This window comes from Mesorhizobium escarrei, assembly GCF_935825525.1.
GTDB lineage: Bacteria > Pseudomonadota > Alphaproteobacteria > Rhizobiales > Rhizobiaceae > Mesorhizobium > Mesorhizobium escarrei.
In genome coordinates this window covers 296,415-318,930 of record NZ_CAKXZT010000168.1, presented here as the reverse complement: position 1 = coordinate 318,930, position 22,516 = coordinate 296,415, and the positions used below count along the sequence as shown (strand labels likewise).

General features: G+C 61.0%; 22 protein-coding genes, 2 pseudogenes and 1 riboswitch. Of the genes and pseudogenes, 12 read left to right on the top strand and 12 right to left on the bottom strand.

Translation table 11 applies throughout. The annotated features are described in order from the left end of the window. Positions 1–22 precede the first annotated feature (22 nt). Both NMG80_RS32480 and cobD read right to left on the bottom strand, forming a co-directional pair. Complete coding sequence (locus NMG80_RS32480; protein WP_254021897.1) at positions 23–532, bottom strand: tyrosine phosphatase family protein; 510 nt, start codon at positions 530–532, stop codon at positions 23–25. 115 nt (positions 533–647) lie between these two features. After that, positions 648–1,688, bottom strand: coding sequence for a threonine-phosphate decarboxylase CobD (gene cobD / locus NMG80_RS32475; protein ID WP_254021896.1), 1,041 nt, complete (start codon positions 1,686–1,688; stop codon positions 648–650). Here cobD and cbiB point away from each other — a divergent pair. Beyond that, entirely contained in the window at positions 1,687–2,655 is a 969-nt protein-coding gene (gene cbiB, locus NMG80_RS32470) for an adenosylcobinamide-phosphate synthase CbiB (RefSeq protein ID WP_254021895.1), read from the top strand. The genes cobD and cbiB overlap by 2 nt on opposite strands. A gap of 391 nt (positions 2,656–3,046) precedes the next feature. Here cbiB and cobO read toward each other — a convergent pair whose 3' ends face one another. The 4 genes from cobO to NMG80_RS32450 are packed head-to-tail and all read right to left on the bottom strand — an operon-like array spanning position 3,047 to position 5,142. After that, positions 3,047–3,661, bottom strand: coding sequence for a cob(I)yrinic acid a,c-diamide adenosyltransferase (cobO, locus tag NMG80_RS32465; RefSeq protein WP_254021894.1), 615 nt, complete (start codon positions 3,659–3,661; stop codon positions 3,047–3,049). Position 3,662: 1 nt separating this feature from the next. Continuing rightward, positions 3,663–4,160 carry a bifunctional adenosylcobinamide kinase/adenosylcobinamide-phosphate guanylyltransferase gene (gene cobU / locus NMG80_RS32460; RefSeq protein ID WP_436798737.1) on the bottom strand — a complete coding sequence of 166 codons (498 nt, stop codon included), beginning with the start codon at positions 4,158–4,160 and terminating at the stop codon, positions 3,663–3,665. A 22-nt stretch (positions 4,161–4,182) separates the two neighbouring features. Continuing rightward, entirely contained in the window at positions 4,183–4,947 is a 765-nt protein-coding gene (locus tag NMG80_RS32455) for a CbtA family protein (RefSeq protein ID WP_254021892.1), read from the bottom strand. 15 nt (positions 4,948–4,962) lie between these two features. Beyond that, a complete protein-coding gene (locus tag NMG80_RS32450; RefSeq protein WP_254021891.1) occupies positions 4,963–5,142 on the bottom strand; it encodes a CbtB domain-containing protein in 180 nt (59 codons plus the stop codon). 37 nt (positions 5,143–5,179) lie between these two features. After that, positions 5,180–5,375: riboswitch (cobalamin riboswitch) on the bottom strand. Between the two features lie 138 nt (positions 5,376–5,513). On the opposite strand from NMG80_RS32450, the gene NMG80_RS32445 reads away from it, so the two are divergent. From NMG80_RS32445 to NMG80_RS32435, 3 genes are all read left to right on the top strand, one after another. Next, the gene (locus tag NMG80_RS32445) at positions 5,514–6,689 is read left to right on the top strand and encodes an aromatic ring-hydroxylating oxygenase subunit alpha (RefSeq protein WP_254021890.1); all 1,176 of its coding nucleotides are present in this window, start codon (positions 5,514–5,516) and stop codon (positions 6,687–6,689) included. A 91-nt stretch (positions 6,690–6,780) separates the two neighbouring features. Further along, positions 6,781–7,773: an acetyltransferase domain-containing protein gene (locus NMG80_RS32440; RefSeq protein WP_254021889.1), complete on the top strand. Its 993-nt coding sequence runs from the start codon at positions 6,781–6,783 to the stop codon at positions 7,771–7,773. After that, complete coding sequence (locus NMG80_RS32435; RefSeq protein WP_254021888.1) at positions 7,770–8,276, top strand: methyltransferase family protein; 507 nt, start codon at positions 7,770–7,772, stop codon at positions 8,274–8,276. Before NMG80_RS32440 ends, NMG80_RS32435 begins: the two co-directional genes overlap by 4 nt. Positions 8,277–8,279: 3 nt before the next feature. Here NMG80_RS32435 and NMG80_RS32430 read toward each other — a convergent pair whose 3' ends face one another. Both NMG80_RS32430 and mgtE read right to left on the bottom strand, forming a co-directional pair. Then, positions 8,280–8,666, bottom strand: coding sequence for a MerR family transcriptional regulator (locus NMG80_RS32430; protein WP_254021982.1), 387 nt, complete (start codon positions 8,664–8,666; stop codon positions 8,280–8,282). A gap of 136 nt (positions 8,667–8,802) precedes the next feature. Beyond that, a complete protein-coding gene (gene mgtE, locus NMG80_RS32425; protein WP_254021887.1) occupies positions 8,803–10,218 on the bottom strand; it encodes a magnesium transporter in 1,416 nt (471 codons plus the stop codon). Positions 10,219–10,695: 477 nt separating this feature from the next. On the opposite strand from mgtE, the gene NMG80_RS32420 reads away from it, so the two are divergent. From NMG80_RS32420 to NMG80_RS32395, 6 genes and pseudogenes are all read left to right on the top strand, one after another. After that, positions 10,696–11,502: a MipA/OmpV family protein gene (locus tag NMG80_RS32420; RefSeq protein WP_254021886.1), complete on the top strand. Its 807-nt coding sequence runs from the start codon at positions 10,696–10,698 to the stop codon at positions 11,500–11,502. A gap of 25 nt (positions 11,503–11,527) precedes the next feature. Beyond that, positions 11,528–12,290 (top strand): annotated as a pseudogene (locus NMG80_RS32415) (response regulator transcription factor). After that, a complete protein-coding gene (locus tag NMG80_RS32410) occupies positions 12,287–12,643 on the top strand; it encodes a hypothetical protein (RefSeq protein ID WP_254021885.1) in 357 nt (118 codons plus the stop codon). The pseudogene NMG80_RS32415 and the gene NMG80_RS32410 overlap by 4 nt, the downstream one beginning before the upstream one ends. A gap of 119 nt (positions 12,644–12,762) precedes the next feature. Then, a pseudogene (locus NMG80_RS37560) lies at positions 12,763–13,428 on the top strand (ATP-binding protein); the annotation flags it as partial. 331 nt (positions 13,429–13,759) lie between these two features. Continuing rightward, entirely contained in the window at positions 13,760–15,097 is a 1,338-nt protein-coding gene (locus NMG80_RS32400) for a glycosyltransferase (protein ID WP_254021884.1), read from the top strand. Beyond that, positions 15,094–15,867 carry an HAD-IIB family hydrolase gene (locus tag NMG80_RS32395; RefSeq protein ID WP_254021883.1) on the top strand — a complete coding sequence of 258 codons (774 nt, stop codon included), beginning with the start codon at positions 15,094–15,096 and terminating at the stop codon, positions 15,865–15,867. Before NMG80_RS32400 ends, NMG80_RS32395 begins: the two co-directional genes overlap by 4 nt. A 47-nt stretch (positions 15,868–15,914) precedes the next feature. Here the strand turns inward: NMG80_RS32395 and NMG80_RS32390 are convergent, their stop codons facing one another. Continuing rightward, on the bottom strand, positions 15,915–17,627 hold the full coding sequence (locus tag NMG80_RS32390; protein ID WP_254021882.1) for a GH32 C-terminal domain-containing protein: 1,713 nt from the start codon (positions 17,625–17,627) through the stop codon (positions 15,915–15,917). 316 nt (positions 17,628–17,943) lie between these two features. Then, positions 17,944–18,963 carry a phosphatase PAP2 family protein gene (locus NMG80_RS32385; RefSeq protein WP_254021881.1) on the bottom strand — a complete coding sequence of 340 codons (1,020 nt, stop codon included), beginning with the start codon at positions 18,961–18,963 and terminating at the stop codon, positions 17,944–17,946. A 39-nt stretch (positions 18,964–19,002) separates the two neighbouring features. Between NMG80_RS32385 and NMG80_RS32380 the strand changes: the two genes are divergently transcribed. Together NMG80_RS32380 and NMG80_RS32375 are read left to right on the top strand one after the other, a co-directional pair. Continuing rightward, the gene (locus tag NMG80_RS32380) at positions 19,003–19,311 is read left to right on the top strand and encodes a cupin domain-containing protein (RefSeq protein ID WP_254021880.1); all 309 of its coding nucleotides are present in this window, start codon (positions 19,003–19,005) and stop codon (positions 19,309–19,311) included. A gap of 22 nt (positions 19,312–19,333) precedes the next feature. Beyond that, complete coding sequence (locus tag NMG80_RS32375) at positions 19,334–20,263, top strand: dihydrodipicolinate synthase family protein (protein ID WP_254021879.1); 930 nt, start codon at positions 19,334–19,336, stop codon at positions 20,261–20,263. A 417-nt stretch (positions 20,264–20,680) separates the two neighbouring features. Here the strand turns inward: NMG80_RS32375 and NMG80_RS32370 are convergent, their stop codons facing one another. Further along, positions 20,681–21,670, bottom strand: coding sequence for a hypothetical protein (locus tag NMG80_RS32370; protein WP_254021878.1), 990 nt, complete (start codon positions 21,668–21,670; stop codon positions 20,681–20,683). A gap of 206 nt (positions 21,671–21,876) precedes the next feature. After that, the gene (locus tag NMG80_RS32365) at positions 21,877–22,257 is read right to left on the bottom strand and encodes a hypothetical protein (protein WP_254021877.1); all 381 of its coding nucleotides are present in this window, start codon (positions 22,255–22,257) and stop codon (positions 21,877–21,879) included. Positions 22,258–22,516 lie beyond the last annotated feature (259 nt).

The window sequence follows — 22,516 nt, the reverse complement described above, 5'->3', positions numbered from 1 at the left end:
CGGATCAGGCCTCTGACCAGAATCAGCCGTCGATCTTCAACGCAAAAGGCGTGCACTCGAAGGCCTCGGCGCCGCGCCCGATCGCCTCGATTGCGCGGATCATGCGGCCGTTGCGCTCGAGCAGCGCGTCGGCAATTGCAATCAGCCGCGGATTGGGCGTCGCGGTGGGCGACAACGCACGCAGCGTCTCGGCCAATTCAACCTCGCCGCGCTTCGGCGCCAGTGCTGCTGCGATGATATAGGCCGAGGCGGTCGACCGACTGATACCGGCATAGCAATGCACGACCAGCGGCCTTGCACGATCCCATCGGCGCGCGAAATCGAGCAGGTCGCGAACATGCTCCTCACCCGGCATGGTCATGCCCTCCTGCGCCACCGCGATATCGTGCATGACCAGATGCAGATGGTTTTTCCGGGAGATCGAGGCCGGGCGCGTCACGTCGGTACCGGCGGCCAGCAGAGAAAGCAGCCACTCGGCGCCGGTTCTCACGACCGTTTCCTCGACCTTAGACAGCGAACAGACATGGATCATTGGCTGAGCTCCTAATGCATGCCGCGCAAAAGTGCGCAGCGGTTTTGCGACAACGACATGCATAAAAACAAGAACCTAAAGCGCATCGCATGAATCCGTTCAAATGCGACGCGCTTTACGCGTCATCGTCGCGCTGTTGCGCCCAGTCGGCAAGAGCCGATTCGAGCCGCTGCCATTCCTCGTCGCCGCCCGGCAGCCCGGCGCGCAGCACATGCGGCCGGCCGGAAAAATGGCGAAGCAGGATGCCGCGCTCGCCAAGCGCCGAAAACAGTGCGGCGGCGTCCGACTGCCTGATATAGCGGTACAGCGTTGTGCCGTCGGCCACAGCGACGCCGAAGCGACCGAACAGCGTATCGAGCCGTGCCGCATCGCTGGCCAGACGGCGACGCATCTCGGCCTGCCAGCCGCTGTCGGCAAGCGCGCGGATGCCATATTCGAGCGCCGGGCCGGCAACCGCCCACGGCCCGAACTGCGCCTCCAGCCGTTCGACGGTCAGCGCATCGGCCAGCGCAAAGCCGAGCCGTAGGCCGGCAAGGCCAAAAAACTTGCCGAAGGAGCGCAGCACGACGATGCCGCCTTGCTCGACATCGCCGGCCAGGCTTTCGCCAAACGGGCCGACATCCATGAACGCCTCGTCGATGACCAGCAACCCGCCTCTGGCGCGTAATTTTTCGGCAAGCGCAAGCAGCTTCTTGCGTTCGACGATGCGACCGTCCGGATTATTGGGGTTGACGACGATGGCAAGGTCGGCTCCTGCCAGGGCATCGAAATCGTCGACCTCCGTCACCACATGGCCGGCGATTGCCGCTGCCCGCTGATGTTCGGCATAGGTCGGCCCGAGTACTAGCGCCTTGCCGGGGCTGACCAGCGAAGCGACACGCGGCAACAGAATCTGCGTGCCCGGCGCTGCCACCACATTGGCCGCCGATGGCGCGCCATAGGCGCTTGCCGCGCCGCCGGCCAGATCGCGGACGCGCACAGCTTCCGGCAATCTCGACAGGGCGGTGGCGGGCAGCTCGAAAAACGGATAGGAGTGCGGATTGATACCGGTCGAGAGGTCGACGAAGGGCTGAGGCGCATGCGGAAAAAGCGCCCTCGCCCGGCCAAGGCTTCCGCCGTGATCCACCACTGCCGCCGCTCCATCAAGAGACTTCATGTCGATCCTGATCGCTTTCCTGTCACTGCTTGTTGAATTCGGTGTCGGCTATCCCAGCTGGCTGCTTGGCGCCATCGGCCATCCTGTCACCTGGTTCGGCAGGCTGATATCCTTTCTCGACCGCAGGCTCAACCGCGCCACCGATTCCGACGCGATCCGTCGTCGGCGCGGCATCGAAGCGCTGCTGATCATCGTGCTGGTGCCGGCCACCATCGCTTTCGCGGTGGAAACCATGCTTGCGGGCATTCCAGCCGGATTGATCCTCACCGCGCTCCTGGCGACATCGCTGCTGTCGCAGAAGAGCCTGGCCGAGCATGTCGAGGCGGTGGCCGACGGACTCGACAATGGCGGACTCGACATCGGTCGTGTTGCCGTCTCGCAGATCGTCGGCCGCGATCCGGAAAAGCTCGACAGAGCCGGCGTCTGCCGCGCGGCGATCGAGAGCCTTGCCGAGAATTTTTCCGATGGCGTCGTCGCGCCGGTCTTCTGGATCGGCGTCGGCGGGCTGGCCGGCGGCGTTGCCTACAAGGCCGCCAACACCGCCGATTCGATGATCGGCCACCGCACCCCGCGCCACGAGGCTTTCGGCCGGGCGGCGGCGCGCTTCGACGATCTGATCAACCTGCCGGCGTCGCGGCTGACCGCACTGCTTATCGTGCTGGCCGCCTTCCTCGTCAAAGACGCCGATGCCGGCAACGCCTGGCGCACCATGCGGCGCGACGCGAAAAAGCACCGCTCGCCCAATGCCGGCTGGCCGGAGGCAGCGATGGCCGGCGCGCTCGGCCTGGCGCTGGCCGGGCCGCGCTCCTACGACGGCGTCATGGTCGACGACGCGTTCATGGGCGAAGGCGGCCGCCGCGATGTCGAGAGCATGGACATCAGGCGAGCGCTAAGACTCTATCGGGTTGCCGATTTTCTGCTGATAGCACTGTTCGGCTTGCTGTCGGGGATCGTCATCGTAGCGTGACGTCCAGTCCAGACCTGCGCCGGTCGAGATCGGCAAAAATAAAAACCCGCCTCAAGGGCGGGTCGCTGGTGTAACTCAGCACCATGCAGAAATCACCTAGCACAACTGCCGGCACAAAGCAAGAACAAAGTAACTGTGGCAGGCAGAGGGGTGTGCCGGAGCACGGCTTCATTCCAGCTTGGGTTCCTTGCCACGAATGTGGGGAGAGGTGGCTCGGCGAAGCCGAGACGGAGAGGGGAACCGCGCTCTACGAAGGCCCCCTCTCCGGCCGCTTCGCGGCCACCTCTCCCCGCTTCGCGGTGGGCGAGGAACCCAAGTCTTGAGAGTGCCGGGGACAGCAACCCCGCTGGCCTGCCGGCCAGCGGGGCACGCTCCTCGCATATCCAATGGCTCAGAACTCTATGCCCTGCTGCGCCTTCACGCCGGCGGAAAAGTGATGCTTGGTCACGCCCATCTCGGTGACCAGATCGGCGGCATCGACCAGCGCCGGTTTGGCGTTGCGACCGGTGACGACGATATGCAGGTTTTCGCGCCGGCCTTTGAGCGCCGCCACCACCTTGTCCAAATCGAGGTACTCATAGCGCAGCGCGATGTTCAATTCGTCGAGCACCAGAAGGCTGATCGAAGGATCGGCCATCAGTTCGAGCGCCTTGGCCCAGGCAGCCTCGGCGGCGGCGATGTCGCGCTTCAGATCCTGCGTTTCCCAGGTAAACCCCTCGCCCATCGTGTGCCAGACGACCCGATCGCCGAAAGCGGCAAAGGCGTCCTTCTCGCCGGTATGCCATTTGCCCTTGATGAACTGGACTACGCCGACGCGCCTGCCGTAGCCGAGCATCCTCAGCGCCAGTCCGAAAGCGGCAGTGGTCTTGCCCTTGCCGGGGCCGGTGTTGACGATCAGCAGTCCCTTCTCGACCGTCTTGGCCGCGACCTCGGCGTCCTGCACCGCCTTGCGCTTGGCCATCTTGGCGCGGTGGCGTTCTTCGTCCCTGTCGTCGATATCGGTCATATCACTTCACCTTGAGCGGCAGTCCCGCCACCATCAGCAGCACCGCATCGGCCACGGCGGCGACCTGCTGGTTGAGCCGGCCGGCGGCATCGCGAAACCGGCGGGCAAGCGCATTGTCCGGCACGATGCCCTGGCCGACCTCGTTGGAAACCACGAACCACGGCCCGCGCGGCCGCGACAGCACATCCGCCAGCCCTCGGCATTCGGCCTCAATGTCGCGTTCGGCCAGCATCTGGTTGGTCAGCCACAGCGTCAGGCAGTCGATCAGGACGGGCCGGCCGTCAGGCAGCGCCTCGATCGCGCCGACGAGATCGAGCGGCGCGTCGATGGTCGTCCAGCCGTCGCCGCGCCGCGCCCGGTGCGGCGCGATGCGCTCGCGCATCTCGTCGTCATAGGCTTGCGCCGTGGCGATATAGGCCCACGGCGCCGGGCACGCCGTCGCCAATCTTTCGGCATGCGCGCTCTTGCCCGAGCGTGCACCGCCGATGACCAGGGTCAGCTTGCTGCCTGGAGCAGCGCGATCAGGCAAGGCTGTCGCGCAGGCCGGTGACGCCGGTCAAGCGGCCGCGCACCAAGCCGACGACAGCGCCGAGCACCAGCCAGAACACCAGATTGGTCAGCGTCACCGCCACCACGAACTGGTGGTGCAGGCCTTCCGGGATCGGCGATTCGAACCTGTCGGGCTGCGGCGCGCCGACAATATGCGGCGCCACGATCAACGCCACGGCAAGAAGAGCCAGCGGCAGCGATTTGCGAAAGGCGAGCAGGCCGAGACCGGCCGCGGTCGCCACCACCGTCGCCGTCCACCAGATCTGGCGCTGGGTGAGATCGGCCGCCGGCATCGCCGGCAGTTCGGGCGGCAGGCCAAGGTTCGGCGCCAGCGTGAACACGGCGAAGCCGGCAAAGCCCCAGAACACGCCCTGACGCCAATTGCCGATGCCGCCGGCGAACTCCGAAGCGGCGACCAGGATCAGCGCAAAGCCGATGCCGGTGACAACATTGGCAACGACGTTGAAGGCGAAGCGCTCGAAACCGTCGGCCGGCGCCCAGCCTTCGTCTTCCGGGACGGCAGCTTCGGCCGGTTCGGCGCTGCTCATGGCATTGCTGCCTGGCGCGGCCGGCGCCACAGCATGGTGGTCATGCGTGTGACCACCGCCGGCCTGTTCGTAGACCTCCGCCTTGAGAATGAGCGGCACGGTGGCAAAGGCCTGCATGCAGGCGAGAACGACGCCGGCCACAAGCCCTGCGATCGCCGCGATGAACACGACGTTGCGAAACAGTGTCATGGTGTCAGCCCCTCGTCAGTGGCAGGGAAAGCCCATCGAGTGGCGGTAGTCGTGGGCGGCATTGTGGACCGCATCGATATGCGAGAAGCCGACAAAACCCATGACGAAAACGCCAAGAAATGCAGCAAGCGCCAGCTGCATGAAGCGTGACTGCGAGGAGACGGAAGCGCCGAGCGAGACGGAAGCGGTATTCATGTCTTGTCCTTTCGCCCTCCACCCGAGGGCATAGAAGTCAGTTCTCCTGTCGCCGGCAGGTCTCCTGGCTCGCGGATCAGCGCCCTTCCCCACCTTCCCGAAGAGATCTTCAGTGGCATATGGAGAGGACTACCGCACACAGTTGCGGGGGCAGCCACGGCATTGGGCAAACAATTCGCCCTCACCGCATTCCCTCTTGGTTCCAAAACGGAACCGACGACGGCCGCGACTATAGGCAGAATCGTGCCGCCCGGCAAACCAAATTCCGCCAGCTACCAGCGCGAATGCGCCGTTCGGCAAACCGGCCGCCCGGCGCCGCAATTGACAATTTTCGCGGCCGGGTGTCGGCTGGCGTGTCACAGGAGCCGGTCATGCAGCCCAGCCCGAGCGAGCGCGATCGCTATAACGGTTTGACGCGAGTTGAACCGACGCTGCCGTCGTCAGCCTACTGGGACGTCGAGGCCTATCAGCGCGATCTCGACGCCATCTGGTATCGAAGCTGGCTGCTCGTCTGCCGCGAGACCGACCTCGCCCAGCCGCTGGCGTTCAGGACGTTCCGTATCGGCGCCCAGGAGATCGTCGTGGTGCGCGACGAGACCGACGCGCTTCGCGCCTTCCACAACACCTGCCGACACCGCGGCTCGCAGCTCTGCCGGGAGAGCGAAGGACGGCTGAAGGCGCGGCTCATCACCTGCCCCTATCACGCCTGGTCCTATTCGCTGCGCGGCGATCTCGTACGCGTGCCGTCGAAATCGCTGCCTGAAGGCTTCGACAAGGCCGATCATCCACTCTACCGCGTGACGCTGTCGGTGTGGCGTGGTTTTGTCTTCGTCAATCTGGCGGAAGATGCCGCCGGTACGGCCGAAACATCCTTCGATCCCGCATCCGGCAATCTCGCCAACTGGCCGCTGGAAACGCTGGTGACCGGCCATGTGCTGCGCAAGGTGATGAACTGCAACTGGAAGATCTTCTGGGAGAACTTCAACGAGTGCCTGCATTGCCCGGGTGTCCACAAGGACCTGTCGACGCTGGTGCCGATCTATGGCCGCGGCCTGATGGAGCGGCACGACGACCCCGAATGGGCCCGTCACGCCGACAATGATGCGCCGGAGTTTTCCGGCGGCCTGCGGGCCGGAGTCGAGACCTGGTCGCGCGACGGCCGCGTCCATGGCCCGGTCTTTCCCGACCTGACTTCGCCAGAGCGCACCGCCGGCCAGACCTATTCCACCAACCTGCCGTCGATGTTCATCGTCGGCCACGTCGACTATATCAGGACCGTGCGGCTGGTGCCGCTCGGCCCGGAGCAGACCGAACTGACCGCCGAATGGCTTTTTTCGCCCGAGGCGCTCGCCGATCCAACGGCGGACATCGACAACATCGTCGCCTTCGGCCGGCAGGTGCTGGAGGAAGACGCTGATATCTGCGCGGTCAACCAGAAGGGCCTGCGCTCGATGCGCCATAGGGCGGGCGTGCTGATGCCCGAGGAATACGAATTGCACCGCTTCCACAACTGGGTACGTCAGCGCCACGAAACGCTTCAGCCTTAGCCCTGAGCAACGAAGGGGTTTTGGCCCTGTCTTCTTCTGTCCGGGGCAACCATGATAGTCGTCTTGCAGTGTTGAATCAGATTGCGAGACCATGAACATTCATACGCCGGCCGTTCAGGACCGATCCAGGCGCATCATCACCATCGACGTCGCCCGCGGCATCGCCTTGCTTGCCATGGCGAGCTACCATTTCACCTGGGATCTCGAATTCTTCGGCTACACCGATCCCGGCCTGACAGCCGTCGGTTGGTGGAAGTTCTACGCGCGCTGCATCGCTTCGACCTTCCTGTTCCTCGTCGGCGTCAGCCTATTCCTCGCCCATGGCAAACAAATCCGCTGGAACGGCTTCTGGAAACGCTTCGCCATGGTCGCCGGGGCGGCGCTCGCCATATCGGCCGCCACAAGGTTTTTCACGCCCGACAGCTTCATCTTCTTCGGCATCCTGCACCAGATCGCGCTCGCCAGCCTGCTCGGCCTGGCGTTTCTGCGGCTGCCGGCGCTGCTGACGCTGGTTGTCGCAGCTTTCGTCATCGCCGCGCCGCTTTACCTCAGGTCCGAGATCTTCGACCATCCGGCCCTGTGGTGGGTCGGCCTGTCCGCAACCAACCCGCGCTCCAACGATTATGTCCCGCTGTTTCCATGGTTCGGCGCTGTGCTTGTCGGCATCGCGGCGGCAAAACTCGCCTTCGCCTCCGGCGTGCTGACGCGGCTGGCGGGCCTGACGCCCGGCCGCTGGACCAATCCGCTGGTCTTTATCGGCCGGCACAGCCTCGCCTTCTATCTGATCCACCAGCCGGTGCTGATCGGCTCGGTCTGGCTGCTTTCGCAAGTCATGCCGGCACCGGTCGAAACCAGGCAGGTGACGTTCCTGAAAGAGTGCCAGACGTCGTGCGAGCAATCGCGCGACACGGAGTTCTGCACCAGCTATTGTGTGTGCATGCTCGATACGCTCGAGGGCGAGGCCACGCTTGATCGGCTCTACAGCAACGATCAGGCTGCACAATGGAAGGCGCATCTCGGCGAGCTTGCCGGCATCTGCACGGCCAAAACCGACAGCACTTTGATGGAGGGAGGAGCACAATGACCGACCATCAACAGAAATCTGGGCAACTGAACCCGGGGCAGCCAAGACCCGGGCTCATACCATGGCCGCCGCTGATCTATGTCGCGGCCATCGCCGTCAGCATCGCGCTTGGCTTGCTCTATCCGCTGCCATGGATCGGAGGCCTTTTGGGCGACATCCTGTTCGCGGCCGGCTGGGTGGCATTGTTCGGCGTCGTCGCACTCTGGTACACAGCGATCCGCACCATGATCCGGGCAAAGACGACGCTCCACCCAAACGCCGTGCCGGACCACCTGGTGACGACGGGCCCCTTCGCCGTCAGCCGCAATCCGATCTATCTGGCCAACACGCTGCTGATGATCGGCGTCGCCCTTATCTCGGGGATCGTATGGTTCCTGCCGCTGGCGATCATCGCGGCCTTCGCAACACAGAAAATGGCGATCGAGGGCGAGGAAAAAGTCCTGACGGCGAAATTCGGCAAGAAATACCGGGATTACGCAAAAAAGGTGCGGCGCTGGATTTGAGCTTCAGGTGTTGACGCCGAGCTCCACCAACCGCTCGACGCAGGATTCCTCGGCTTGGTCGAGTTCGGCCAGGGTCTCTTCGAGGTCGCGGCGCTTCTGGCGCAGATCCTCGCGCTTTTCCTCGATGCGCTTGATCATCAGGTTGAGTTGACCGATCTCCCCCGGCGGCTCCTTGTACATCTGGATGATTTCGCGGATTTCGTTGATCGAAAAGCCGAGCCTCTTGCCGCGCATGATCTGGCGGATGAGGTGCCGGTCCGACGGGCGAAACAGCCGCGTGCGGCCGCGCCGCACCGGCTGCACCAGCCCCTCGTCCTCGTAGAAGCGCAGCGTCCGCGTCGAAACATCGAATTCGCGGGTCAGTTCGGTTATCGAATAATATTCCCGCATCATCACCCCAAATGCCCGGCCACGCTGCGAGTTCCACCATGCGGCCGCGTTATCGTCCGCACGCGTGTCAGAATCGGCCAGGCCGTTCCAAAATCTCGCATGGCATTTACGTAAAAGTCAATTGAGCGGGCGTTGGTCACGCGCCGAACCACCAGGTGGCGAGGCCGAGAAAGGCAAAGAAGCCGACGACGTCGGTGACCGTCGTGACGAAAACTGCCGAAGCCACGGCCGGGTCGATCTTGAACCGGTCGAGCAGCAGCGGGATCAGGATGCCGGCCAGTGCGGCCACGAACATGTTGATGATCATCGCCGCGGCGATGATGCCGCCCAGGTTGGGATCGCGGAACCAGGCGGCCGCGACGATGCCGATCAGGATGGCGAAGATGATGCCGTTGATGAAGCCCACCCCCATCTCGCGGCGGATGATGCGGCCGGCATTGTAGATGTCGAGGTCCCTCGTCGCCAGCGCCCGCACCGTGACCGTCATGGTCTGCGAGCCGGCATTGCCGCCCATGCCCGCGACGATCGGCATCAGCACAGCCAGCGCCACGATGTGCTCGATCGTGCGTTCGAACAGGCCGATCACCGAGGCCGCCAGGAACGCCGTCAAAAGATTGACCAGCAGCCACGGAACGCGCGAGCGCGAGGTCGAAAGGATGCTGTCCGACAATTCTTCGTCGCCGACACCGCCCATCCGCAGCAGATCCTCCTCGGCTTCCTGCTGGATGACGTCGACCACGTCGTCGATGGTCAGCACCCCGACCAGCCGCTCGTTCTCGTCGACGACGGCAGCGGAGAGAAGGTCGTATTGTTCGAATTCGCGCGCCGCCTCTTCCTGGTCCATCGTCGCCGGAATGGCGTGCCTGGTCTCATGCATGACCTCTTCGACCTTGATCGAGCGCTTGGTGCGCAGGATCTGGTCGAGGTCGATGGCGCCGAGCAGCTTGAAGCTCGGATCGATGACGAAAATCTGGCTGAAGCGGTCAGGAAGGTTGTTGTCCTCGCGCATGTAGTCGATGGTCTGGCCGATCGTCCAGAATGGCGGCACCGCGACGAACTCGGTCTGCATGCGGCGGCCGGCGGTCTCTTCGGGATAGTCGAGCGAGCGGCGCAGCCTGATCCGCTCGGTGAACGGCAGTTGCGACAGGATCTCGTCCTGGTCTTCCTTTTCGAGATCCTCGAGAATGTAGACCGCGTCGTCGGAATCTAGGTCCTGCACCCCCTGGGCAATCTGGGCGTTGGGCAGGCTGTCGACGATGTCGCGGCGGATCGCCTCGTCGACCTCGGTCAGCGCGGAAAAGTCGAAGTCGGCGCCCAACAATTCGACCAGCGCGCGGCGCTGTTCGGGATGAAGCGCCTCGATCAGGTCCCCGAGTTCCGATTGGTGCAGGTCGTCGACTTCACGCTTCAGCGTCAGCGTGTCGCGATCGGCGATCGCGGCGCCGATCGCGGCAAGGAACGACGACAGAATGGCGCCGTCCTCGCCATAAATGTCGGCGTGGCTGCCCTCAGCGGCCCTGGCGCCGGTCGTCTGTTCGTCCTGGCCTTCCACCAGCGCCTCCCGCCATCAGTATTCCGGAAAAGGTGCCTGTCACGTCTAGAGCATCGAGCCCAAAAGTGGAAACCGGTTTTGGGAAAATCCGATGCTAAAACACAAAGATAGGGCGGCGACACGATTCCGACTTGGGAGTCCGCCACTCTGATGGCGCAACGCGCGGAAATATCAGACGAAAATGCGCCCTGTCCTGTGGGGAGGCGAAGGCCGATGCAACTTGGATTAGCGGACGGGAGATCGTTTACTCCTGATCGTCCGAAGCGCGAACGGATCGATCATCTGACATCATCGCTCTCTCGTAGACGCCAAGATGAAACCACGATTGCGCAGCAAAACGTAACATCACTTAACGCATGCGGCCACTTTCATCTGAAATGGTGAAAGCATCGGGGGCTTATCGCCTCGCTATACTGGAGCACGCATGTCCGCCAAAATGGACTCTGGAATACTTGCCGGCCGGGCATCTCTGCAGCGATGGCCATCCTGTTTTCAACGCATCCGGGAATAGCACTTGCCGCCGACGCCATTGCCGTGAATTCGGACGATTTCACCCTGCCGCCGCCCGAACCTTCTCGTTTCGCCCGTTTCGAGCAAAAACTGTCCGACTGGCATGTCGTATTGGGCGGCGGCGCGATCATCGTTCCAAAGTACGAGGGCAGTGACGAGTTCAAGATCATGCCGGTGCCCTTTGTCACGGCGACATTCCGCGACGTGGTAACGATCGATCCGACAGGCGCCGACATTGCCATCTATAAACAAGACCCGTTCGAATTCAGCGCGCGGCTTGGTTATGAAATGGGCCGCGATGAAGACGATGGCGACCGTCTGCGCGGGCTGGGAGACATCGGCATGGGCGCCACCGTCGGCGCGAAGGCCGCCGTGAATTTCGGCCCGGCTGAAATCTTCGCGCAAGTGGACAGGACCATCGGCGGCAGCGATGGCCTGGTGGGTGAGGTCGGGATCGAGGTCAGCCAGCCGCTGTCCCAATCATTGATGATCAGCGCCAGCGCTTCCACCGTTTTCGCCGACGAAAATCATATGCAGGCCTATTTCGGCGTCACGCCGGAACAATCGGCTCGCTCTGGACTGGCGCGCTACGATGCCGGCGCCGGGTTGAAGCGCGCCGATTTTTCGGTCTCCGCCACATATCTGCTCAACCAGAACTGGATGCTGCGTGGCGAAGCTGGAATCGGCGTTCTCGTGGGTGACGCCGCCGACAGTCCGATCGTCGTCGAAAAGATCCAGCCTTCAGGCATACTTCTCGTCGGCTATCGGTTCTGACCGCACACAGGTACCAGTCCAGGCAATGGCAAACGTCGCACGACACCAAGGCGATTTGAACGCCGAGTCCAAATCGACAAGGCAAGTTTGGCGTATCCTCATTGTCGAAGACGATGTCGAGATCGCGTGCATGCTGGGCGAAACGCTCACTGAAAACAGCATGATCGTGGAAATAGCCGAGAGCGGCGTCCGCATGGACGCCGCGCTTCGCAAGCAGAAATTCGATCTCATCGTGCTCGATGTCATGCTCCCTGGTGAAAACGGCCTCAGCATCTGCCGCCGTCTTCGCGCGCGAATGAACGTACCGATCCTGATGCTGACCGCGCTTGGCGAGGAAATCGACCGTATCTTTGGATTGGAGATCGGCGCGGACGACTACGTGACGAAACCGTTCAGCGCGCGCGAACTGACGGCCAGGATACGCGCGCTGCTGCGCCGCACGGCCTACGCTCCCGACGAGCGGGATTGGTCGAGGGTGCTTTGCTTCAACGGCTGGCGCCTCGACCCCATACGCCGGCAATTGCATGATCCGAGCAATGCGCGTGTTTCGACCACGATGCATGAATTCGACCTGCTGCTCGCATTCTGCCGCAATGCAGGCCGGGTTCTCTCACGTGAGGAGCTGCTCGGCGTGACTCATGCCGGGCTTGCCGGCCCGATCGAGCGAAGCGTCGATGTCCATGTCAGCCGGATCCGCCAGAAGATCGAAAAGGATGCGCGATCCGGTGCTTCTCAAGACTGTTCGGCTGGGTGGCTACATCTTCACCGCGACGGTGGAGGAAGCATGAGGGATTTCATCCGCCGCAGCCTGCCGCAGTCAGTGCGTGGGCAACTCACGGCGATCATTCTCATCGCGGTGTTTGTGATCATGTCCACCGGATCGGTCATCGAAAGTTTTACGAGGAATATCGACCTGCCGGCCATCAACGACAGTGTCGTACGAGCCAGCGTGATTGCCGGCTTGTTGCGCGAAGCACCAGCGGAAGCTCGCAACGAGATCCTCGCAGCGACGGCTCGTGCGGGCCTGGATTTCAAGATACTTTCGAAGGAGCAGATCGACGGTACTCCATATTCTTATGTGCAGTGGCGAAATATCGGTTCCTCGGATTCGGAAAAAGGTCGATTGAGGGGCGATGGCTGATTGTCGATGGTCAATCCGCGTTTGCCATCGGCCTGGATCGGCACACCATCCTGGCTCATTTCGGAGTACCCGATACCTTACTCACGACAGACCTTGTCCGCTCCTTATTCTACAAGTTTATGGCTTTCATCGCCTCGCCCACCTTGATCTGGCTCTTTGCGGTATGGACCGTAACGGAGCCATTGAAACGCATCTCGGCGGCCGTCGGCTCGGCCGAGATCGAGAATGGCGACGAGCTTTTCGTCGAACGCGGCTCTATCGAGATGGTCGGCCTGGCGCACGCTCTGAATAGGATGAGAACACGCCTCCGGACCATGATCGAAAACCGCACCCGCATGTTGCGCAGCGTCAGCCACGATCTGCGCACGCCTTTGACGAGGCTGCGGCTTCGCGCCGAGCGCATGGATGATGGGCTCATCCGAACCGCGATGCTATCCGATATCCAGCATATTGAAGATCTGATCGACGAGACCTTGACCTATCTGCGCAACGACGTCTCGACGGAAAAGCTGCAACGCGCCGACATTGCCAGCGTGCTGCAAACCGTCTGCGCCGAATTTTCGGATGTCGGGTTTCCGGTCTCATATTCTGGGCCGGATCGGCTTTTGGGCTGGTGCAAACCCAATGCGTTGGCGCGTGCGATCACCAATCTCTGCGACAACGGGGTCAGGTTCGCCGGCAACGTCACCGTCGCATTGACGCAGACTGATACAGCGGCGCGCATCGCGGTCGTCGATGATGGGCCGGGCATTCCGACACCCGCGCGCGCTCGTGTCTTCGAACCGTTCTTCAAAGAGGACACGTCGCGCGGTGGTACGTCGAAGCATGGCTTCGGTCTGGCCTCTCGATCGTTGCGGACATCATCCAGGGCCACGGCGGCAAGATCGAATTGCAAGACAACCAGCCAACCGGGCTCGTCGTTACCGTCGATCTGCCGAATGGACCAAGTGTCCAGCCGTCATAAAACGGCCCGCACGAGAGGATATGGTGTGTTTGGAGCAGGCAGCAAAATCGGCCTCTCAATATTTGCCGATGGAGCCTGGAATCCTTATATAGTTGAACCTGCGCTTGCTTCGACTGCGGGCGTGCGGAGATCAATCGTAGAGAAGGATACAGATGCCGGACGTCAACTCGGATGCGGCGATACCTCGAATTGCACTCATTTCAACCCATGGCTACGTAGCAGCCAACCCGCCACTCGGCGCGGCCGATACCGGCGGACAGGTGGTCTACGTCCTGGAACTTGCCAAAAAGCTGGCCCAGTTGGGTTATGCCGTCGATATCTGGACGCGACGATTTGAAGACCAGCCTCCTGTCGATGACGTGGCCGACGGGGTTCGCGTCCTGCGTGTCGCCTGTGGCGGACCCGATTTTATTCCGAAGGAATATCTCCACCGCCACCTTCTCGAGTGGTGTGAAAGCGCGCTGCGTCTGATTCGCCGCGAAAATCTCTCCTACGACTTCATCAACAGTCACTACTGGGATGCGGGCGTGGCGGGGCAGCGACTGTCGGAAGCGCTCAATATCCCGCACATCCATACGCCGCATTCGCTTGGCATATGGAAGCAGCGCCAGATGAAGACGGACTACCCTGACAAGGCCGATACATTCGAGGCCGAGTTCAATTTCACCGAGCGCATAAAGCACGAGACGATCATCTATCGAAGCTGCGCCATGGTGATCGCAACAACGCCACCGCAGGTGGATATGCTGGTCGAGGACTACAGCCTCGAGCGCGACCGCGTGCACATGATCCCGCCCGGTTACGACGACAACCGGTTCTTCCCCGTCAGCGAGGCGTCTCGCCGGTTGATCCGCCATCGGCTCGGCTTCGAAGGGCGAACGGTCCTGGCTCTCGGCCGGCTCGCCACCAACAAAGGCTACGACCTGCTGATCGATGCGTTTTCCGTGGTGGCGCCGCGTGTGCCGGATGCGGTCCTGAGGCTTGCTGTCGGCGGCGAGAACATGGACGAGCAGGAACAGAAGATCCTGAACCAGCTCAAGCAACAGGTCGAACAGTTAGGCCTGCAGGATCGTGTCGTCTTCTCCGGCTATGTTGCGGACGAGGATCTGGCCGACACCTATCGGGCGGCGGACATGTTCGTCCTGTCGAGCCGCTACGAGCCGTTCGGCATGACCGCGATCGAGGCAATGGCCTGCGGAACGCCGACCGTGGTTACGATCCATGGCGGCCTCTATCGCGGGATCAGCTATGGCCGGCACGCACTTTTTGGCGATCCGTTCGACAAGGAAGATCTCGGCATCACCATCGTCAAGCCGATGAAGCACCAGCGCCTCTACGGCCGCCTGGGCCGCATGGGTGCGCACAAGGCGCGCAGCCTGTTCACCTGGACAGGCATCGCGCAGCAACTGGTCAGCCTTGTCGAAGGCCGTCCGGTGCTGAAGGCGGTCGACGATCATGACTGGGACGAGCCGTGGAACGACGGCGATTGAAACCGATCGCGCTTTTGTCGAGTGATCTCGACGGGACCCTGGCGGGCGATGCGCCGGCGACGTCACGCTTTCGGTTGAAATGGGAAGCGCTCGATCCCGAGCACCGGCCGGTTCTCGTCTACAACAGCGGTCGCCTGGCCGACGATATCTTGAACTTCGTCGACGAAGTCGGCCTGCCAGCGCCGGACTACGTGATCGGCGGTGTCGGCACGATGCTCGCCGGTCCGCGGCACACCTCTCGTCCCGCACATTTTACCGATTTGGGCCATTTTACCCAGAGATTTTCGGAAGGCTGGTCGCTTGAAAAGATCGACGCGGTGCTCGGGCCGCTCGAAGACACCGTCCGCCAGCCCGACGGCTATCAGCACGCCTTCAAATCGAGCTGGTACCTGCTCGACGCAAGTCCGGAAGCCCTTGCCAGCATCGAGCGTGCTCTGGCCGAGGCCGGCCTGTCGGTGACGATGGTCTATTCGAGCGGACGCGATCTCGACATCCTGCCGCGCTCAGCAGACAAGGGCCAGGCGCTGGCCTGGCTCTGCAATGAGCTCGGCATCGGACTGGATGAGGTGGTCGTCGCCGGCGATACCAACAACGATCGCAGCATGTTCGAGCTGCCGGATGCGCGTGGAATTGTCGTCGCCAATGCCCTTCCCGAACTGCTTGACATGGCTCGGGGCAACCCGCTGATTTACAGCGCGAAGGAACAGTTTGCCCTTGGCGTCGTCGCAGGCCTCGTTCATTGGTCGGTGTTTGCGGACGCCAAATCCTGAACTGGAATTGCAATCCTGAACTGGAATCCAATCCTGAACTCTCCTTGTCACGGTTTGAGCGCCCATACCGTCGCGTGTAGAACGGCGCCCGTTTCGGCGATGAGACGTGCCGACTGCACCGGCTCAAAACCGCTGATCCGTTTCGTGCCAGCCCAACGACCGCGATCCGCAAAAACCTCGATCGATCCGTAGTCGAGGAATATCCGCAGCCGTTTCGGACGGGCTCCCTTGGCAATATAGTGAGGGGATGCCGCTGCGTCGTCTCCATGACAAATCGCAAGTCCCTCGTCGTCGACGACAACCTCGAGCCGGACAGTTGGATGTTGCAGCCTCAAGTGGAAAAGGGTACCCGGCTTTTCGAGCTCGAACAGGATTTCGACAGCGCCGTTGATAAAGCTTACCTGCTCTCCGGCTGCGAGGCGTGTCCGGTCCAGAATATGGCTCCGCAGGCTCTCGGCAGCGCCGATGGGCGGGGTGTGCAACTCGCCTGCAGACAGATGGATATTGCGGGGCAACGTCATGGCCGTGGGGAAATCGATCGCCGGTCCGGTGTCGGCCCAGTTGGCAAGCCACCCTATGCCGACAATGGCATCACCGTCGACGAAGGCCTGGAAGGCGTAATTATCCGTCCCGAAGTCCAGTTCCTGTTCGAATTCCTTGGCAAAGGTCCGACCATCGAACCAGCCGACAATGGCCATTGTCAGGTTCTTGCGCCGGGTGGACTGGTCCTCACTGTTCATCAGTCCGAGAATCAGAACCCAGCGCGTCGCAGGATCGGTCGCAGGCCCGTCGAGCGGCAGCAGACAGGGACATTCGATCGCCGTCGTCCGATAGTGTTTCTCGACCAGAAGCTTGCCGATATACGTCCAACCGGTGGCGGCCGTATGGTCACGGGTTTCGTAGAGCAGGACAACGCCGCCTTCATCGCTCTGGCTGCCCAGCAGCATTTTCCAAAGGCCATCCGGTCCCCTAAAGACGTATGGGTCACGAAAATCCGCTGTCAATCCCTGGTCAAGCGGGCGGTATGGCAGGATGACGTGCGCATCTCCCGCCATGATGAGGTCGCTGGAAGTGGCCGTGAGTTGGATCTGCTGTTCCGGGATACGGTCCTGTACCTGCTCGGTGAAAAAGACGCGAATGCCCGGGCCATCGGCAAGCGGGATGGCCGAACCGGAATAGGCGCCGCCCCGTTTGTCGGGCCTTGCGGTGAGATCTTCCGACGGAAACAGAAAGATTGGCATGTGACGCCACCGCAAATAATCGGAAGATACGGCGTGCCCCCAATGCATCGTGTTCCACCGTAGCCCATGGGAATAATGCTGATAGAACAGATGTGGGCGGCCTCCAAACCGGCCAAATCCGTTCGGATCGTTCATCCAGCCGAACGGCGGACGAAAATGATAGCTGTCAGGGATGTTCGGCGGGGCATTTTCCGGATTGGTGTGGAGAACTGTAATGCCTGTCTCCAGCACGTCGGCCAATGCGAACCAGTAGGCAACCGATACCGAGGTTCGATCCGTGTCGTAATCGAGTTCGACACTGCCGCCGCCGAAGACGTGAAAAATTCTGAATTCATGCTCTTCGGCGTTCGTGACGCTCACCTCGCCGAACTTGCCACGGACATTGGAAAACGACAGCGAGCCCGGAACGTCCGGCTTGGTCGCCTTGAGCCAGATATGGAAGGTGGCGTTGACTGGCAGCTCAGCATGCAGGCTTCGAATGGTGTTCACGCCCGCAATCCTTACCTGGCTGTCACTCATAAATATGGCTCCGTTGCGTGCGGCTTTCCCAGACAGATCGAGTATCGACCGGGTTCTCGACCTGGTGTTGCAGAAGGTTAAGGCTGGATTTTGACTTTGGCAAAGTCATTCCCCGGATCGACAGCCCTTGACGTCAATCGCTGCGCTGATCGCGCCTGATCTCGCGGCCGAAGATGGATGACAGCCCGGAGAGCATGATGTCCGACAGCGCAAGACTTCTCTTTTCCGTGAATTTCGACCTCGCGGATCGTCCCTTATGCAGAGGGCGACGCCCAGTTAACCAGCGCTGTTGCCCTTGGCTGACATTGCCAGGCACCTAACCTTCTATGGGTTGACGTATCGCAAATTGTGTCTCGATCTGCGCTGGCTGGCGTCCGGTCACCCACCAGATCACCGACACCACGATGATGGAGACGTAGCCGTCAACTGCGTAGTGCCATCCGGTATATACCGAACCGTACATTATCAAGGCTGCGAACATCCAACCGAGAATACCGAGCCAGAGATTGAGGGAAGAAAGCAGATAGGCATTCAGTGTGGCAAAGGCGACGTGCATGCTTGGCATGGCCGAGATGCCACCGCCAAGGTCTGGTCGGCCGCTCTGGTAAGCCGTCAGAAGGTATGCAGCGGGCTCCCGCACCATGTGGCTATAGTGGAGACCGTCCATGGCGGCCCTGAGTCCGCTGAAGCGGTCCTCGCCAACAAACTGGTAGTAGTAGATCGGCCCGACCGATGCCAGCGCCAAGGCCAGGATAGTGCCGAGGATGGATAACGTCAGCGCGGCTGCCCAGAGGTAGCGGATGGTGGCAATCTTGTCTGACCAGAGAGACATGAAAAGCATGGTGCCGAACCACTGGAAAAACCAAATGACCTCATAGCTGTTGAAGACGACGATCGACCAAGTGTTGCTGTCGAGCTTGTGCGTGAGTTCCCACGGCGCTGCCCCGTGCAACCATTCATCCAGATCGGCTAACCAGTTGTCCGCATAGAATGGAATGACGGACGGGATGGCCATCTTGTAGGTAGAGAACGCGGTCAAGCTGGCGAAGAAGAACAACAGCGCCAGCAAACAGCCACGCCAGCGCGCTCGGACCAAATCTACGGCGTAGCGAGTTGGTTTTCCTCGACCATAAATAAGCGCAGCGGAACAGGCACCTGCAACAAACAAGATCGGAATACCGGCGGCGAATTTCTGGGCATAGACCAGGGTTAGGTGGAAGAAAGACTGTGGACTTATTGCAGACGCGCACACCACGTAGATTGCTAAAAAGAACGCAAGGCGCAATGACCATTTTGTCGTTGGACTGTAGTCCCCCGCCTCCGCAATTAAGATCATACTTATTTACCAAGGTTCAAATGCTACATCGGTGGCATTGTGAATGTGATAGCGAAGCAAGCTTACCATGCGGTTACTTCAACGCCTGGCGGTCACTCAAAAGATGGCTCCGTTCCGCACTGGCACGACAACGAGCAGATCCTTATCATGGTACCGGGCATGTGTAAGCTCGCCATTGGCGGCAATATCTTCGACGCACATCCGGGCGATCTTCTTTTTCCCGCCGGCCCGCGCCATGGCGCGATCGGCACGGGACCGGAAGGCTGCGTCTATTACAAAATCTTCGCGCCCGCCCGTCCGGACCAACTGCCGGGTTGGATCGTACCGTTGGTCCTGCGCTATGACTGAAAGCTGAATTTAGGAGGATCTCATGGCCATCGGTCCTGACACCAAAGCTGTCTACACCATTGCCCCGACGCCGTTCGAGGCGGATGGTAAGATCGACTGGGACTCACTTGATTCGATGGTCGATTTCTACGAGCGCTGCGGCGTCGATGGAATGACAATCCTCGGCATCATGGGTGAGGCCCCGAAGCTCGACGCCGGCGAATCACTCGAGATCGTCAAGCGTATTCTGGCGCGCACCAGGCTGCCGGTCATCGTCGGCGTCTCCGCCCCTGGCTTCGCCGCCATGCGCAGCCTTGCGCGCGCCTCGATGGAGATTGGCGCGCAGGGCGTGATGATCGCACCGCCGCCGGCGCTGCGCACCGACGACCAGATCGTCACCTATTTTCGCAACGCATCCGAAGCGATCAGCGAGGATGTTCCTTTCGTCCTGCAGGACTATCCACTGACCCTCTCGGTCGTCATGACGCCGGCCGTCATCCGCCGCATCGTCACCGACAACCCGGCCTGCTTCATGCTCAAGCACGAGGACTGGCCAGGCCTGGAGAAGATCAGCGCGCTGCGCGGCTTCCAGAAAGAAGGCTCGCTGCGGCCGCTGTCCATCCTCACCGGCAATGGCGGCCTCTTTCTCGACTTCGAGATGGAGCGCGGTGCCGACGGCGCGATGACCGGCTATGCCTTCCCCGATATGCTGGTCGAAATGGTGAAACTGTCTGCCGCCGGCGAGCGCGACAAGGCGCACGATCTTTTCGACGCCCACCTGCCCTATCTGCGCTATGAGCAGCAACCAGGAGTGGGACTTGCGGTCCGCAAATATGCGATGATGAAGCGCGGCGCCATCGCGTCCGACGCCCAGCGCAAGCCGGGCAGTGCGTTGTCGGCGGCGGACAGACAAGAGGTCGACTATTTGCTTGCGCGGCTGGAAAGTCGCGTCCGCAAACAAGCCTCGATATAACGAACCAGCGGGCTATTTGCCGGGCGTTAACATCAATACATAGCCGCAGAGCGCATGCGTGAACAAGCGCATATTTTGCCGAGGGTTCCCGATGGTCCGCTTCGCGGCACAATTCGGTCTTTGAAGCGGCTGGCATGTGATGACGGGTCAAACCACGCGGTCGGTGCGCGGCATTCCGCGCCCAACCATCTGTAGGTTCGCGCAGTGTTTCGGTTTGCACACGCTTCCATCCATTGAAAACGGCGCCTTTGAACGTCAGGTCCATGGCGCAATCGTTGAGATATGGACAGAGAAAAGGGCGGCCGAAGCGACCATTGCTTTCAGATGTAGCCGATACGGCCTAGCAGGCTGACTCAGCGGGACGCGCTAGAATGTCGCGTACTTTTCACCGAGTCCGACAGGCTCCTGGCGAACCGCCTAACGGACGGCCGGGCTATTGGATGCCCGTAGACGGTCCGGGGCAATTTCGGTTGCGGCATCCCGTAAGCGATCATCGCGACCATGAACAACCCGCCGCCGGTGACAAGGCCGGTGAGGAGAGGGATATTCGCCTCCTGCATGAGAAACGGGATCGACACCGTTGCTGCGAAAGTAAGCCGCCCAGGCGTGACAATTTTGTTTGCCAGACTGAGCAGGACGCCGAAAACCACCCCGATGATGACGACGCCAATCATGCCGTACGCCGCCACTCCGTCGCTCGCCCCAAAAGCTTGAGTTGGCATTGAAGCCGCTACCTCCAGCGAGCCGCATGCCAACGACAAACCCCAGCGGCACCTTGTGGGGGTAGTCGACGAATAGGTTGACGATATTCGAATGCGACCAGTAGGTGAGAGGGCTATCTGAAAATACGTCAGCGTAAACACCTACCATCGCCCCCTGTAAGGCGAGAGTGCGCATGAAGATAGTGGAAACCACGTCAAAAGCCACTCCTGTCGGTTGATAGCCGGTGGCAATGAGTATCGCGGAAACAGTTATGCCCAGCGCCGCCGCTCCGAAGACGAGACGCGGAACCACTATGCGACCATCCTTGACGGCGAAGATGAAAAATCCGACCACCACGAACAACATTACCAACATCACCTTGCCAGCGAAGGCCATGAAGACGAGGACTTGACCCGCTACGGCTATAGGCAGCAACCATCTCCGGGACCGGTCGAACATGCCGACCGCCAGCAGGTAGGGGTTCATCGCGTTCGATAGCCATCCCGTGAGATACAAGGCAACTGCGCTTGGCGCAGCCGCAGCGAATAGCGCGCGCTGGGTATAAATACTACCGAGACTGGAGAAATTTAACATCCCTCCGAGCTCATAGACGTAAAGCGCCACAGCAACGAAATAGACGCCAAGAAAAAAGAACAGAAACCACTCTGCTTGAAACCGATGTATAACGTCACGTTGCTGGAGCACCAGGACTCTCGGTATGTAAATCATAAAAAAGAACGATACTGCCAACGAAATAATCAGGGCAGGAGCGCTAAAGGTTGCGTATCCTTGAACGGACACGCACGCACAGGATAGCCGGAATGAAGATAATCAGAAAAATTATCCAGCAAGCAAAGTCAGAGTATCGAGTGATCGATACTGGTAAGATACAGCCAAACAAGGATATTATACTATAGGCCAACAGTGCATTGTCGAAATCGTAGTTGTACCACAAGCCGAGATAGTAAAACGTCACCGATCCCCAAATGATATAGGCGTGGATGAAACAAACGACATAGACGGTCAGCCAGAAGAGAACCATTAATCTCTGATAGCTGATACTTCCCGGCTTTACGCGCTCCATTGCCCCCGCCCTCGAACGAGTGTCGGAACGAGTAGACGGTGTGAAACTTTGTCGGCAGCAGGGCGTTGCTGCGCTGGTATTTGTTCAGGGTCACCGACAGATCGTCCTCGCGGTTGCGGTAGTGCGGGTAGCCGGCCTTGTGATGCGCCCACAGCGCATCGTCGGCCGACTCGCAGATCGCGTTTCTTGCGCGCCAGGCCGCGATCATCGATCTTCAGCGAGGTGCGGACATGCGGCGTGCCCTCGTCGAGATGCACGATGGTGACCGGCACCCGGCGCTTGTAGTGGAAGTTGCCTTGCCGCTGTGTGAGGTATCTATCGGGATCGGTTCGGGTTCGATTTCGACCCATGCACGCACCTGCCAAAAAGCCTGCCGGGGCTTGGTATGTGGCGCGACCAGTGGCACAAAACGGTGGAATTTTGCAAGGCCGGATTTACCGAACCTTATTTTGTCGAGTGATTGCAAT